12 protein-coding genes are annotated in these 12,860 nt (G+C 66.6%); 3 read left to right on the top strand and 9 right to left on the bottom strand.

Annotated features, from left to right (window positions below; all coding sequences use genetic code 11):
- Nucleotides 1-338: 338 nt before the first annotated feature.
- The gene (locus tag NFW30_RS07145; protein ID WP_295353602.1) at nucleotides 339-1,691 is read right to left on the bottom strand and encodes a citrate transporter; all 1,353 of its coding nucleotides are present in this window, start codon (nucleotides 1,689-1,691) and stop codon (nucleotides 339-341) included.
- Between the two features lie 105 nt (nucleotides 1,692-1,796).
- Here NFW30_RS07145 and NFW30_RS07150 point away from each other — a divergent pair, with 105 nt between their 5' ends.
- Nucleotides 1,797-2,222, top strand: coding sequence for a universal stress protein (locus tag NFW30_RS07150; RefSeq protein WP_295353599.1), 426 nt, complete (start codon nucleotides 1,797-1,799; stop codon nucleotides 2,220-2,222).
- A gap of 172 nt (nucleotides 2,223-2,394) precedes the next feature.
- Here the strand turns inward: NFW30_RS07150 and NFW30_RS07155 are convergent, their stop codons facing one another.
- The 8 genes from NFW30_RS07155 to ylqF all read right to left on the bottom strand — a co-directional run bounded on the left by NFW30_RS07155 (nucleotide 2,395) and on the right by ylqF (nucleotide 11,456).
- Nucleotides 2,395-3,030, bottom strand: a complete 636-nt coding sequence (locus NFW30_RS07155; RefSeq protein ID WP_295353597.1) for a DUF47 family protein — start codon at nucleotides 3,028-3,030, stop codon at nucleotides 2,395-2,397.
- Between the two features lie 111 nt (nucleotides 3,031-3,141).
- Nucleotides 3,142-4,155, bottom strand: a complete 1,014-nt coding sequence (locus tag NFW30_RS07160; RefSeq protein WP_295353594.1) for an inorganic phosphate transporter — start codon at nucleotides 4,153-4,155, stop codon at nucleotides 3,142-3,144.
- Nucleotides 4,156-4,168: 13 nt separating this feature from the next.
- On the bottom strand, nucleotides 4,169-4,807 hold the full coding sequence (locus NFW30_RS07165; RefSeq protein WP_295353591.1) for a DUF47 family protein: 639 nt from the start codon (nucleotides 4,805-4,807) through the stop codon (nucleotides 4,169-4,171).
- A 133-nt stretch (nucleotides 4,808-4,940) separates the two neighbouring features.
- Complete coding sequence (locus NFW30_RS07170) at nucleotides 4,941-5,912, bottom strand: hypothetical protein (protein ID WP_295353588.1); 972 nt, start codon at nucleotides 5,910-5,912, stop codon at nucleotides 4,941-4,943.
- The gene (locus NFW30_RS07175; RefSeq protein WP_295353585.1) at nucleotides 5,912-6,577 is read right to left on the bottom strand and encodes an AAA family ATPase; all 666 of its coding nucleotides are present in this window, start codon (nucleotides 6,575-6,577) and stop codon (nucleotides 5,912-5,914) included. The genes NFW30_RS07170 and NFW30_RS07175 overlap by 1 nt, the downstream gene beginning before the upstream one ends.
- Nucleotides 6,578-6,843: 266 nt before the next feature.
- Nucleotides 6,844-9,528 carry a LuxR C-terminal-related transcriptional regulator gene (locus NFW30_RS07180; protein ID WP_295353583.1) on the bottom strand — a complete coding sequence of 895 codons (2,685 nt, stop codon included), beginning with the start codon at nucleotides 9,526-9,528 and terminating at the stop codon, nucleotides 6,844-6,846.
- 129 nt (nucleotides 9,529-9,657) lie between these two features.
- Nucleotides 9,658-10,551 (bottom strand): acyltransferase, encoded by an 894-nt coding sequence (locus tag NFW30_RS07185; protein WP_295353580.1) that lies wholly within the window; start codon nucleotides 10,549-10,551, stop codon nucleotides 9,658-9,660.
- 14 nt (nucleotides 10,552-10,565) lie between these two features.
- Entirely contained in the window at nucleotides 10,566-11,456 is an 891-nt protein-coding gene (gene ylqF, locus NFW30_RS07190) for a ribosome biogenesis GTPase YlqF (protein ID WP_295353756.1), read from the bottom strand.
- A gap of 138 nt (nucleotides 11,457-11,594) precedes the next feature.
- Here ylqF and NFW30_RS07195 point away from each other — a divergent pair, with 138 nt between their 5' ends.
- Nucleotides 11,595-12,485, top strand: coding sequence for an SAM-dependent methyltransferase (locus NFW30_RS07195; RefSeq protein ID WP_295353577.1), 891 nt, complete (start codon nucleotides 11,595-11,597; stop codon nucleotides 12,483-12,485).
- Complete coding sequence (locus NFW30_RS07200; RefSeq protein ID WP_295353576.1) at nucleotides 12,486-12,803, top strand: hypothetical protein; 318 nt, start codon at nucleotides 12,486-12,488, stop codon at nucleotides 12,801-12,803.
- Nucleotides 12,804-12,860 lie beyond the last annotated feature (57 nt).

Below are 12,860 nucleotides of genomic sequence, written 5' to 3' on the forward strand. Positions count from 1 at the left end.
GTGGCGATCCGACTGCCGACGCCAAGCGACGACTGGCAATTGTAATCCGACTGCGCAGCAAATGGTGCCGGCAGCGGCTGCCATGACCCGTCGCCCCGCTCGGGAATGGCTTTCCGCTCAAAGACTTGGTCTGCTGGGACCGGGAGTTCCTGGCAAGCATGCGGGAGACGCGCTTGACGGCCTGCCGCGCGCCACTCCGGCTGCGCGTCGCACGCGGGTTGAACAGCGACGGCATCGATCGCGGCAGCGAACGGCCCGGGCAAAGCGAGTCCAGCGTCAGCTCTGTTCCTCCGGACCGATGCCGAGGGTCTCGCCAACGACTTCGACAGGCGCGACCCTCATCGTGCAGGCTCACCGGCAGCGGCTGGCTCGCCCCCGGGCGACGCCGCGGGCCCCGACTCCGGCGCCCATCCGGTGAGCCAGAGCATGGCGCAGAAGCCACCGACATAGCCCAGCGGGACGTGCCAGCCATGCAGCAGCCAACGGCCGGCAGACCTGGCTTCGGGAAAGAGGTTGGCAAGCGCGACGCCGGCTGACGAGCCGAACCAGAGCATCGAGCCGCCAAAGCCGACCGCGAAGGCGAGAAAGGCCCAGTCGTAGCCACCCTGCTTCAGCGCCAGCGCGGTCAATGGAATGTTGTCGAAGACCGACGAGACGAAACCGAGGCCGAGGGTGGTCTGCCAGGACGCAGGCGGCAACTTCTCGACCGGCATCATCGACGCGCAGACGACCAGCGCCAGCAGGAACAGCGATCCCCTGAGCGCTTCCGGCACCAGGCTCCACTCCGGTCGCCGCAGCGGCACCGCCAGCAGCAGCGCCACCCAGACCGCAACGCCGAGAAAGGGGAAATGGGCTGCCGCGTCGGGGAAGAAGACGTTGACGGTGACGTTGGTCGCGATGGCCGCCAGCAACATGAAAGCGATGATCGCCACACGAACCCAGTCGATGTGCCGCGCCGCGTGCAGGTCCGCGACGACCGACTGGTACCGATGCTGCTGCAGCGAGGCCGGGACGCCAAAAACGAGCAGCGCGCACGCCGCCGCGAGATAGGCCGGCGCGATATCGAGCGGGCTGATCCCGGCGATCCACATCATCGTCGTCGTGGTGTCGCCGATGACGCTGCCGGCACCGCCCGCATTCGATGCCGCGACGATCGCCGCCAGATAGCCGACGTGAATCCGTCGCTTGAAGACGCTCGCGGCAACCGTTCCGCCGATCAGCGCCGCCGCGATGTTGTCGAGAAAGCCCGACAGCAGCCAGATGATCAGCAGCAGGACGAAAGGGCCCAACCAGTTCGCCGGCAGCAAGCGCGGCAACACCTCGGGCACGCCGCTGTCCTCGAAGTGCCGCGCCAGGAGCGCGAAACCGACCAGCAGGCACAGGAGATTGGCCAGCAGCACCCATTCGTGCGCCATGTGCTCAGCCAGCCCCGGCAGCCCGTCGCCGGTCCTGAAACCGGTGACCAACAGCTTGTAACCAGTGATCACGGCGAGTCCGCCCAGCGCCACCTTGAGCACGTGATGATGAAAGACCGCCACGCCGAGGAGCGTCGCGCCGAAGAGAAGGAAATCGAGCGGAACTCCGAGGATCAAGGGTCCGTCGCCGGCGCGCGCCGCGGGTGCGAGCGCCGCCAGGAGGACGAATCCGGACCACCGGCGGCGATCGAACAAACGGCCCGTCGCTCTCACCATCGGGAAACTCCTTCTCACGCGGGAAGACCTCGTGCTAAAGTTGCCCGTTTATGTCCGATTAGTCAACGCGACTCTTCGCAGCCGCGCCCGCAGGAGGAACTCGCCATGCGCAAGGCCCTTGTCCCCGTGGACGGCTCCGCCGCCGCTCACCGCGCCGTACGGCACGTCGTCTCTCTGGCCAGTGTTCACCCAGCGCTCGAAGCCGTCCTGCTCAACGTCCAGCCGGAGGTCGACACCTGGAGCGTGCGCCGCGTTCTGAAGAAGGAAGAAGTCGAGGCGATCGAGGAAAGTCACGGCGGCGACATCCTGCAAGCGGACCGCCAAATCCTCAGGGCTGCCGGCATTGCCTGCACGCCGATCGTCGAGATCGGCCCGCCGGCGGAAACGATCGCCCGCGTCGCCCGCGAAACCGGCTGCGACGCCATCATCATGGGAACCCGTGGTCTCGGCGCGGTGTCGAGCATCGTGCTCGGATCGGTGAGCAGCCGCGTCCTCCATCTGAGTGACCTGCCGGTGACGCTGATCAAGTGATCGCGGGCCGCGCGGCCAGAGGCAGTTCGGCGAGCCGGCGACAGGGAACCGCGGCAATCGCCATGCAGCAGCCAAAAGCAAAACGCCCCGCTGCCGGGGCGTTTTGCTTGCCGAGATGGAAAGCCGACGCCGCTTTGCGTGGCGCCCTGCGCGGCCGCCTGCCGCCGCCGCGTCAGGCGGTCTGGAGAAGAATTCCCTCGAGTCCCTGCGCCGCCTTCTTGCTCGCGCGCAGAACCTTCTCCTGCCGCGCGTACAGCTCCTGCATGCGCAGCGCGCGCATGGCGGCAACCTCGTCGCCCTCGGCGTCGAACAACGCCTTGATCGCCTGATACATCACGGCGACCGATTTCTCCTCGATGCGCTCGATCTCCTCACACAGCTTCATCGTTTCCTGGCTGCGCGAACTTTCGTTCAGGGAGGCCAGCGCGCGCGTCAGGCGCGAACACGCATCGACAGTCATCGCCGCCAGTTCGTGCGACGCCCTGCTGGCTTCGGCGATGCCATAGTCGCTGACCACCATCGCGACATCCTGAACGGTGTTCATGATGCCGTCGATATCGAGCGTCAACTGGTAGACCTGGTCACGATTGAGCGGCGTGACGAAGGCCTTGTGCAGCAGGTTGATCATGTCGGCCTTGATCTTGTCCGAACTCGACTCGTTCATGTTGATTTCTTCGACCAGCGCGGCAACGTCCTGCCTGCTGACCCCGAGACTGCTGACCAGGCGCTGCAGCGCGCTGGCTCCGGCGTGAACCCGTTCGCTGTGCGCCGCGAGCAGGTCGAAAAACTCTTTCCGCTTGGGTAACATCGATGACTCCCTTGAATGACAGTGCTGACGATCTTCGCTTGTGATCCGTGCGCCCGGCCGGCGAGGCGCGCCGTTGCCGACACGCCTCGCCCCGGACGATCCGCTGCGCGCCTACAGGAACTTGGTCCCGATCCACCAGGCGATCGCGGCGATCAGCCCCGAGGCGGGAATCGTCAGCACCCAGGCGACGAGCAGGTTGGCGGTGATCGCCCAGCGGACGGCCTTGACGTCGTTGGCGGCACCGACGCCAATGATCGAGCCGGTGATCGTGTGCGTCGTCGACACCGGGATCCCGGCCCCCGTCGCCAGACCAAGTGCGATCGCGCCGCCCATCGAGGCGCATGAACCGCTGATCGAGTTGAGCTTGGTGATCTTGGTGCCCATCGTCTTGACGATCCGCCACCCACCGAGATAGGTTCCCCAGGCAATCGCGAAGTAGCACGAATAGACGACCCACATCGGCAGCGTCGCCACGTCCTTGGTCGCGATGCCGGCGGTGATCATCAGCAGCCAGATGATGCCGATCGTCTTCTGCGCGTCGTTGCCACCGTGACCCAGGCTGTACGCGCCGGCGGCAAAAAGCTGCGCGTACTTGAAGAAGCCTGCCGCCTGGTACGGGGACCTGTTCTTGAATATCCACGCCACGAGCACCATCAGGAATCCTCCAATCAGGAATCCCACCAGCGGCGAGATGATGATGAAAGCGAGTATCTTGCCGAAACCCTCCCAGATGATCGGTGCGCCGGACTGCGCCTTGGCCACTGTCGCACCGACGAGGCCGCCGACGAGCGCGTGCGACGACGACGACGGGATGCCGTAGTACCAGGTGATGATGTTCCACGCCAAGGCGCCCATCAGGGCACCGAAGATGACGTAGTAATCGACGAACTGCGGATCGATGGTTCCCTTGCCGATCGTTGCCGCGACCTTGAGCTGGAAGATCCAGAGGGCGGCGAAGTTGAAGAAGGCGGCAAACAGAACCGCCTGCTTCGGGGTCAGCGCGCCGGTGGCGACGATCGTCGAGATCGAGTTCGCTCCGTCGTGAAACCCGTTCATGAAGTCGAACGCGAGGGCGACGAAAATCAGTACGCCCAGCGTCCAGATGCTCATATTCAGGCCTTCCATTGTCGGCGCCCTCTCACGAATTCTCGATCAGGATTTCTTCGATCATCTTCGCCGCTTCTTGGCAGCAGTCAAGGACCGATTCCTGCAGCGAGTAGAATTCGCGCATCTTCATCGTCTGCCAGACGTTGGCGTTTTCCTGGAACAGCGCCGCGATCGCCCGGTGCTGCACCTTGTCGGCCTTCGACTCGATCTCCTCGACTTCCTTGCACAGATTGAGCGTTTCGGCACCGCGCGACTTGTCGGCCAGTGCGGCGACCGCCCGGTTGAGGCGCATGCAGGCATCGGCGCTGAGCGAAGCCAGCTCGCGCGCCTCGACCGTCGACTGCTTGATGTTGTACATGCCGATGGCGTTGGCAACGCTCTGCAGGACATTCAGCGTCATATCCAGATCGTCGATCAGCGAGTGGATCTGATCGCGGTTGATCGGTGTCGTGAACGACTGGTGGAGACGCTCGATGACCTTGGCCTTGATCTGGTCACCGGTCTCCTCGTGGTCGTTGACCTCCTTGACGAGGGCCGCAAGGTCCGTCTTGCCGTCGCCGAGGTTGTTGATCAGGCGCAAGGTGGCGTTGGCTCCGGCGACGACCTGCTCGGAGTGGGCAGCGAGCATTTCGAAGAATTCCTTGCGTTGCGGCATCAGACTGCTAAACATACGACCTCCCTTGATTGACAGCTCTCACGAGCCCCTCTTGACAGAAAAAACGACGCCGGCCCGATGCCGGCCCTTCCATGTAATCATCAAGCCGTCGGCAACCCGCCGCCGACGATCCCGTCGCCGCCCGGCATCAGCCTTTCTTCTTGCTCTTCGGCGCCTCCGCCAGGGCAGCCAGCAACTCCTTCATCTGTTCGACCTTCTGCTCGGCGAAGAGGCGCACCCCGGCACGCAGGATCTCCGACTTGCTCGCCGCCCAGCCGGCGGCCTGTGCCAGCTCGGCACGCAGGGCTTCGATCGCGTTCTCCTCGCTCTTCAGCAGTTCGACCGAGTAGCGCACCAGCCTGTCGCGCTTGTCCCTGGCGACCTTCTCGACCTCCTGCACCACCGCCTCGACCTGTGCCGCCTTCTGCGCCAGTTGCTCGCGCGCAGCCTTGTCGACCTCTGCGACCGCTGCCGCAACCTGGGCTGCCTTGCCGGCGACCTGCGCCCCAACTGCACCGACCACGGCCTCGACGCCGCTCTTCGCCTTGCCTGGGCGGGCAGCGGCGGCATCCTGCTTCGCCTCCTTCGCCTTCGACCCCGCGACGGCGGAAGTCAGCGGTGGCGGAGCGACCGGCGCTACGGCGGGCGCCGCCGGCTCCGGTACGACCGCGCCCTTCGCCGCGAGCGTGCGCTTCTCGGGCTTGGCGGACTTCGCCGCCGCAACGGGCTTCGCCGCCGGCGCCTTCCGTGCCCTGGCGGGCTTCGCATCTGCCGGCTTGCCGGCGGCGGACCCGGCCATTTCCTTCGCCGCAGCCTTGCCTGTCTTCGCCGCAGCGGCCGCCGCCCTGGCCGTCTTCTCCTTGGCCGTCTTCTCCTTGGCCGTCTTCTCCTTGGCCGTTTTCACCGTCGCTCGCGCAGCGGCCTTGCCCACCGGCTGCGCCTGGGGCGGCGTCGCGCCGGGCGCGGCTGAAGCAGCCACCGGTTTCGGCAGCGGTGCCGGATCGGGGAGCAACGGTACCTCAGTCGCCACCAGACGCTCGGCGAGCGACGCGTCCTCCTTCTTCAGGCTGGCGCGCAAGGCCGTCTTGTTGTCAGTGTCGCCACTCGAGGATGTCGTCATCAATGCTCTCCCAATTGTTGAACAACTGCGTTGACCAGCTTGCGTACTTCCTTCTGCGCTGCGTCGGCGCCGGAACCGAGCTGGAACACCGACGCGCCGATGACCGCGCTCTGCGCGTAGGCGTTGCGCTGACAGAGCATTGCATCGAGGATCGGCAGGGTGAACTCGTGCAGCAGTTCGAGCACATCACTCGCCAGCGCCGTGTTCTGGACGCGATTCGGCAGGATGCAGCCGTGCAGACGATGGCTCTGCTCCATGCGATTCAGGATCAGACGCTCGACTGCCAGCGTGGACCAGAGATCCGTCGGGCTCGGCACCGCCGGCACGATCGCCAGGTGGGCAACGGCGAGCGCCGCCAGGGTCGACGGGTGGTAGATCGACGGCGGCGTGTCGAGGACGACGTAGTCGGCTTCCTGCTGCAACTCGCCGACGTGCTTGATCAGTTCCAGGCCGGACATCTTGCGCACGTCGAGTTGCAGGTCCGCATCGAGAAGCGACACCGACTCGGCCCAGCGGAACGCGCTTTCCTGCGGATCGAGGTCTGCCACCAGCACCGATGCGCCAATGGCGTGGAAGCCGCCGGCGAGCTGCATGGCGACGGTCGTCTTGCCCGCCCCGCCCTTCTGCGAGACGACGGCAATCACCCGCGCCGCTGTCGATGGCATGCCGCCGCCCTTCCTGTGAACGTGTCGATGAACCTGTGCATAACCAGCGATTATGCCATTTCGCCGAAAAGCGGCAAGGCGCAGAGGGCTCGGGAAGGGCCATGAAATGGGCCATTTTTCGCTGATCGGGCCATTTTCTGACGAAGGTCAACGAAACCCGCGTTCACATGCCGCTTGGGCAAGCTCTGCGGAGCCTCGCGGCGCATCGCGGCGAACGCCGGCGTGTCGCGCGCCAGCCGCCCGGGACGGTGTTGGTGGCGACCGCCTCAGGCGTCGAGAAGAATGTTCAGCGTCCTTGCCCGGACGACCGCCTCGCGCCGGCTCGACGCGCGCAGCTTGCGGTAAATGTTCTGCGTATGGCGCTTGACCGTCGCCCGCGAGATGCACAGCTCTTCGGAAATCTCGACGTTGCTCAGGCGGACGGCAAGCAGCTTCAGGATCTTCAGCTCGCGGCGCGTCAGGTCGGCCCGCGGCTCCTGGCGACCGCTGCAGGCCAGCCAGTCGTCGTTGAACGCCACCAGAATCTGCTGCAGATAGCGTGAGTCGCTGCGGTCGAGCTTCAGTCGCCTGAGGGGCGGCAGGAGATCCTGTCCAAGATCGACGAAGAGGCGGACGAAACCGCCCGGCTGCGCCAGGGCGACCGCACGGCCGAGCAGGTCGGCAGCCGCAGCGTCGTCGCCCGCGCCGTGCTGCAACAGCGACTGCAGCGCCAGCACCTCGACGAGAAAACGGATGTTGTGCCGCGCCGCCAGTTCGCGCTCGAGCAACTGCAACAGCCGCGCTGCCTGCTCACGGCTCTCGTTGCTGCCCTCGGCAATCCACACCTTGGCGAGGGTCAGATGCGACACGTTCGCAAGATGATAGGCAAAATGCAGCGGTCCCGGGTCGAAGCCGTTTGCCCAGTCGCTCGCGATCGCCAGTTGTCCCTGGCGCAGGGCGAGTTCGGCGCGAAAGGCGTAGGCCCGGTACAGGGCATGCAGATCGTCCTGCTGCTGCAGGTGTTGGCAAACCGCATCGATGATCGCGTTCGCCCGGTCTGCCTGACCAAGCGCCTGACAGACGGCAGCGAGCAGCAGCGAGAGCTCGGCGCGATAACCCACCACCGCCGTCGTCGACGCCGAAAGCAGCGTTTGTTCAGCCAGAGCAAGCTCGTTGCGCTGATACTGCACGAGACCGAGGAAGTAGGCCCGCAGACCGCCGTCGTCGCTGCCCCACGGCGCCCCACCGACACGCCGATCCGTTTTCACCACCAGATGAAGTGCCGACAGATCGGCTGCCATCCAGTCGATGCAACAACGCGCCGCCAGCAGGGGCACCTGGCAGCGTGCGATCGGCCCCGGCGCCTGCGCCAGCGCTTCGTCGATACCCTGTCGCGCGCCGCTGAGGTCACCGGCCAGCTGGCGCGCACCGGCGATGACCGTCTGCGCGAGTACCCGTTCGTCGATGCGTTCGGCGGGAAGGCAGGCGAGCGCATCGCCGGCACAACTGGCAGCCTCGTCGCCATTGCCTTCGAGGTACTCCTGCATGCTGCGCAACGCCAGCAGGCTGCCGTGCACCGGCGCCGCAACCTGCGACGGGACCGCGGAGGGTTCGAGCAGCGCCTGCATGCGATCGAGTACCGCTGCCGTCTCCACGAGACGACCCTGGCGATACAGCAGCCACGCCTTCAGCGACAGCAGTTCCGCATCGGTCTCGACGGCATCCGCCGGCAACAGCTGCAGGCAGCTGGCCAGGCGGGACTGCTGTCCGTGCTGCAGCAGCGTGTCACGATGGTGGACCAGCAACTGCCCGGCAGCCGCCGCACCGGCTCCGGCGAGTTGATGGCGGATCGCGTCTTCCAGCCGGTCATGCGCGGCAAACCAGGCTGCCGCCCGCCGGTGCAGTTGCTGCATCTCTGCCGCGCCGACCTGTGTCAGCAGCCGTGCCTGCAGGAATTCGCGCAGGAGCGGGTGATAGCGATACCACTCGCCAGCCGCATCGACCGGCGAGGCAAGGACGCTGCCACTGCGCACGTGGTCGAGGAAGGCCGTTCCCGATGGCGGATCCCCACCCGCATCCTCGCCGGCGAGAGCATCGCAAAGCGCGGCACAGAAGCAGTCGAGGAGCGCTGTCCGCAGCAGCGCGGTACGCACCGCTTCCGGCTGAGGCGAGAGGATCTGGTCGACGAAGTACTGCCCGACCATCGGCGTACCGCCGGCGAGGCTTGCCGCTGGATCGGCGCCGGAGCACCGATGACGCTGCAGCAGCGCAGCCAGTCGCACACCGGCCGGCCAGCCGCCGCTGCGCTCGTACAGCCGCGTCACGGCGGCGTTGCCGAGCTCGCCGGCCGCCGCGTGCTCGATGATCTGTGCTGCCTGTTGGCGGTTGAACTGCAGATCACGCACGCCGATCTCGTGCAGCGCCCCGCGCACCCGCAACGCACCGAGGGACAATGGTGGATCGCTGCGACCGATGAGCACCAGATGCAGATGGGGCGGGGGCCGCAGCAGCAGGCGGTCGAGCAGGCCGTAGGTGGCGCGGTCGTGGACGCAATGAAGATCATCGAGGACCAATACCAGAGGCTCGGCGAGATCGCCGAGTTCGTTCCCCAGCTGGGCGACGAGAATGGCCAGCGGCGGCAGGCACTGGGCAGCGAAACAGGCAAGAGTCCCGCTGCAGGCATCCGGCAACACGCTGCGCACGGCAGCGACGAGAGCATGGATGAAGGCGTACGGCTCGCCATCGGCCGCGTCGAGAGACAACCAGGCCGCGAGGCCGACGCGGTCTGCCAGCCAGTGCGCCACCAGCGAGGTCTTGCCGTAGCCCAGCGGTGCCGCCACCACCGTCAGGGGCAGCCTGGTGGCGTCTTCCAGCTGGCGCTGCAAATCCTCCCGCACGACGAAGTCGGCGACCACGCGGGGGCACTGCAGCTTGCTGCGAGGAAACGGCGAAAATACCATATCGACCTGCATTGACGCGCTCAACCAGCGCCCTCATGGCGACGCAAATGCGCGATGATACTGTACTGGCAGCCTTCTGCGCAGACGCCGTGACAGCGCCTGGCGGCAGCGACGAGCACCCGCAGAACGCGGCGCAGCGGCTCAACCAGCGAGCAGGCGCGCGATCTGCGCATCCTTCTCGCGCCAGACGTGCTGCAGCCATTGCTGAAAGGCGTCGCGCACGGCCGCGTCAGCGGCGTAATCTCCCGCTGCCAGATCGCGTGGCACCGGCAGCGTCTGCACGCGCACGCGCACGCGCCGCATGCGTCCGCAGAGGAACTGCCAGAAGTCCGGCGCGCCATCGGGATAGACGATGGTGACGTCGAGAATGGCATGGAACCGGTCACCCATCACGTTCAGGGCGAGCGCAATCCCGCCCGCCTTCGGTTTCAGCAGGTGGCGATACGGAGAACCCTGCTGCCGGTGCTTGGCGGCAGTGAAACGGGTGCCCTCGCAGAAGTTCATTACGCTCGTCGGTATCAGCGCGAACTTCTCACAGGCGATGCGCGTCACTTCCTGATCGCGCGCGCGCAATTCCGGGTGCGCCCTGAGAACCTCCTCGCTGTGCCGGCGCATGAAGGGAAAATCGAGTGCCCACCAGGCCAGCCCCATGACCGGCACCCAGACCAGTTGCTGCTTGAGAAAGAACTTCAGCAAGGGGATGCGGCCGGTCAGCAGGTGTTGCAGGACGAGGATGTCGGCCCAGGTCTGGTGGTTGCAGTTGACCAGGTACCAGCCGCGCCGCTGCAGTCCTTCGATACCCTCCACGTCCCAGTCGGTCTTCTGCGTCAGCGCCATCCAGCCGCTGTTGCACGCGATCCATGCTTCGGCGACGCGGACGAGCAGCGGATCGAGGCGCAGGCGGACCGCCCGCTGCGGCAGCAGCAGCTTGAGCACCGCCAGCAGGAGCAGGAGCGGCACCCAGAACAGGCAGTTGAGGCCGAGCAGCAGACTGGCCATGATGCCGACCAGCGGTGGCGGGAGACGCTCGAGCATGCCGCGGCGACCGCTCAGTCCGCCACCACCGCGGACTCTTCGTCCAGCAGCATGGCGCCGCGGGTTGCCGGAGTCTCCAGGCTGATGCGCCCGAGCAGACCGTCGCGATAGTCCTGCAGCAGGACGCGCGACGCCTTCTCGCGATCGCCCAGGCCACCGCGCAGGAGCAGACCACGCCTGCGCGCGATCGCCTCGATGACGGCGACGCCGTCGAGAGACGGCAGCGACCCGGCAGCTAGCGCGTAGCGTCTGGCGAGGGTCAGCGGGTAGTGGGCGAGCAGCAACCCGGCGAGGAACTGCGCCACCTCCTCATCGATCATCGCGTTGCGACCGACCGCGTTGCTCGCAGCGAGCATCAACCCGTCACTCGGGTGCTCGATCTTCGGCCAGAGCAGCCCGGGCGTGTCGGTCAGCCAGTTCGCGATGTCGATCGACGCGGTCTGCTGCGCGCGCGTCACCGCCGGCTCGTCACCGACCTTCGCCAGCTTGCGGCGCAGCAGGACGTTCATCAGCGTCGACTTGCCGACATTCGGAATGCCCATGATCATCATCCGCAGCGGCTTGGTGTTGTCGCTGCGGTGTGGCGCCAACGCCCGACAGAGTCCCGGCAGCCGCGCCACCTCGGCGGGCTTGCGGCATGACAGCGCCACGGCGCGCATGCCATCCTGCCGCCGGTACCAGGCAAGCCACGACTGGGTCACGTCGGGATCGGCGAGGTCGGCCTTGTTGAGCACCTTGAGGCAGGGCCGCTGCCGCTGCAGGCGCAGTTCGCGAACCATCGGGTTGCTGCTCGCTTCGGGCAGGCGGGCGTCGACGACCTCGATGACCACGTCGGTGGACGCCATCGCCTCGGCCGCCTTCTTGCGCGCGGCAGTCATGTGCCCCGGGTACCACTGGATGGCCATCATCGATCCGAAACTGGCGGAGAACGTCGCCATTATCCCACCGCTTGGCGCTCCGAGTATCCCGATGATCGCTGCTCGGCGCCGTTCGGCCGACCGAAATCGCCTAGAATGCGAGTCTCGTCAACATCTGCCGCAGGAATGAGCTTGTCGCGGATCCCGGAAATCAGAGAGGGGCAGTCGATCGAACTGCTCAAGGAACTGCACATCCTCACCCGCGACGGCAAGCTCAACCAGGACAGCCGGCGCAAGCTCAAGCAGGTCTACCACCTCCATCAATTCATCGAGCCGCTGCTCGCCGAGATCACCAGCCGCGGCGGCGGGCCGAGCGTGGTCGATCACGGCGCCGGCAAGTCGTACCTCGGCTTCATCCTCTACGACCTCTTCTTCAGGCAGCGCGACCACGGCCACATCTACGGCATCGAACTGCGCCAGGAGCTCGCAGCGCGGGCGCGCAGCCTGGCCGGCCGGCTCGGCTTCACGCGCATGTCCTTCCTCGGGATGAGCGTCGAAGAAGCGATCGAATCGCCGCTGCTGCCCGCGCGCATCGACCTCGTCACCGCCCTGCACGCCTGCGACACCGCGACCGACGACGCCATCCGCTTCGCGCTGCGCAAGCAGGCCGCCGGCATCGTTCTCGTCCCCTGCTGCCAGGCCGAAGTGGCAGCGGTTCTGCGCCGCGGCAAGAGCGAGGCGCTGGCGGCGACGCCGCTGGCGGAAATCTGGCGGCACCCGCTGCACAGCCGCGAGTTTGGCAGCCTGCTGACCAACGCCCTGCGCTGCCTGCAACTGGAGGCGCATGGTTACCAGACGACGGTGACCGAGCTGGTCGGCTGGGAACATTCACTGAAGAACGAACTGATCATCGCCCGGCATACCGGTGCCGCGCGCGGCAACGCCGCCGCGCGCCTCGAAGCGATCCTGCAGGAACTGCGGCTGGAGACATTGCGCAGCCGCTTCGCTCTGCCACCACATGGTCAGCCGCCGCTGCCCGCTGGCGACGAACCCGACCACCAACCGCCAGGAACCTGAATGGAAAGATGGATCACCCGCGGCGCCGCCGCACTCTGCGCCGCCGGCAGCATCGCCCTGCTGTGGACCTTCGGCATGTTCGTCGCCGTGCCATGGCGAGAGGGACGCATGCTGGCACTCAACGGCATCGAGTTGCAGGTTCTCGGCGTACCGCTGTTCGGCGGCATCGCCGTCGCCTGGGGCGCCCTGCACATCCTCGCCATCGCCGACCGTGCGAGCAGCCCGCGGCTCTACTTGACGCTCGCGCTGGCGCTGCTCGCCGCCCTGCTGCTGGCGGTGTCGGCTGGCGCCTCCTGGACCACCGCGCGCATCGCCTGAGACGGGCAGCCCCGACAGGGCACGGCGACGCGAGGTACGCTGGAAACCGGCTCGACC

Source organism: Accumulibacter sp., from assembly GCF_023806635.1.
Taxonomy (GTDB): Bacteria; Pseudomonadota; Gammaproteobacteria; order Burkholderiales; family Rhodocyclaceae; genus Accumulibacter.

Excerpts from the sequence above, each read along its gene's own strand:
- NFW30_RS07145 (WP_295353602.1), bottom strand. The coding sequence starts at position 1,691 with ATGGTGAGAGCGACGGGCCGTTTGTTCGATCGCCGCCGGTGGTCCGGA.
- NFW30_RS07150 (WP_295353599.1), top strand. The coding sequence starts at position 1,797 with ATGCGCAAGGCCCTTGTCCCCGTGGACGGCTCCGCCGCCGCTCACCGC.
- NFW30_RS07155 (WP_295353597.1), bottom strand. The coding sequence starts at position 3,030 with ATGTTACCCAAGCGGAAAGAGTTTTTCGACCTGCTCGCGGCGCACAGC.
- NFW30_RS07160 (WP_295353594.1), bottom strand. The coding sequence starts at position 4,155 with ATGGAAGGCCTGAATATGAGCATCTGGACGCTGGGCGTACTGATTTTC.
- NFW30_RS07165 (WP_295353591.1), bottom strand. The coding sequence starts at position 4,807 with ATGTTTAGCAGTCTGATGCCGCAACGCAAGGAATTCTTCGAAATGCTC.
- NFW30_RS07170 (WP_295353588.1), bottom strand. The coding sequence starts at position 5,912 with ATGACGACATCCTCGAGTGGCGACACTGACAACAAGACGGCCTTGCGC.
- NFW30_RS07175 (WP_295353585.1), bottom strand. The coding sequence starts at position 6,577 with ATGCCATCGACAGCGGCGCGGGTGATTGCCGTCGTCTCGCAGAAGGGC.
- NFW30_RS07180 (WP_295353583.1), bottom strand. The coding sequence starts at position 9,528 with ATGCAGGTCGATATGGTATTTTCGCCGTTTCCTCGCAGCAAGCTGCAG.
- NFW30_RS07185 (WP_295353580.1), bottom strand. The coding sequence starts at position 10,551 with ATGCTCGAGCGTCTCCCGCCACCGCTGGTCGGCATCATGGCCAGTCTG.
- ylqF (WP_295353756.1), bottom strand. The coding sequence starts at position 11,456 with ATGGCCATCCAGTGGTACCCGGGGCACATGACTGCCGCGCGCAAGAAG.
- NFW30_RS07195 (WP_295353577.1), top strand. The coding sequence starts at position 11,595 with ATGAGCTTGTCGCGGATCCCGGAAATCAGAGAGGGGCAGTCGATCGAA.
- NFW30_RS07200 (WP_295353576.1), top strand. The coding sequence starts at position 12,486 with ATGGAAAGATGGATCACCCGCGGCGCCGCCGCACTCTGCGCCGCCGGC.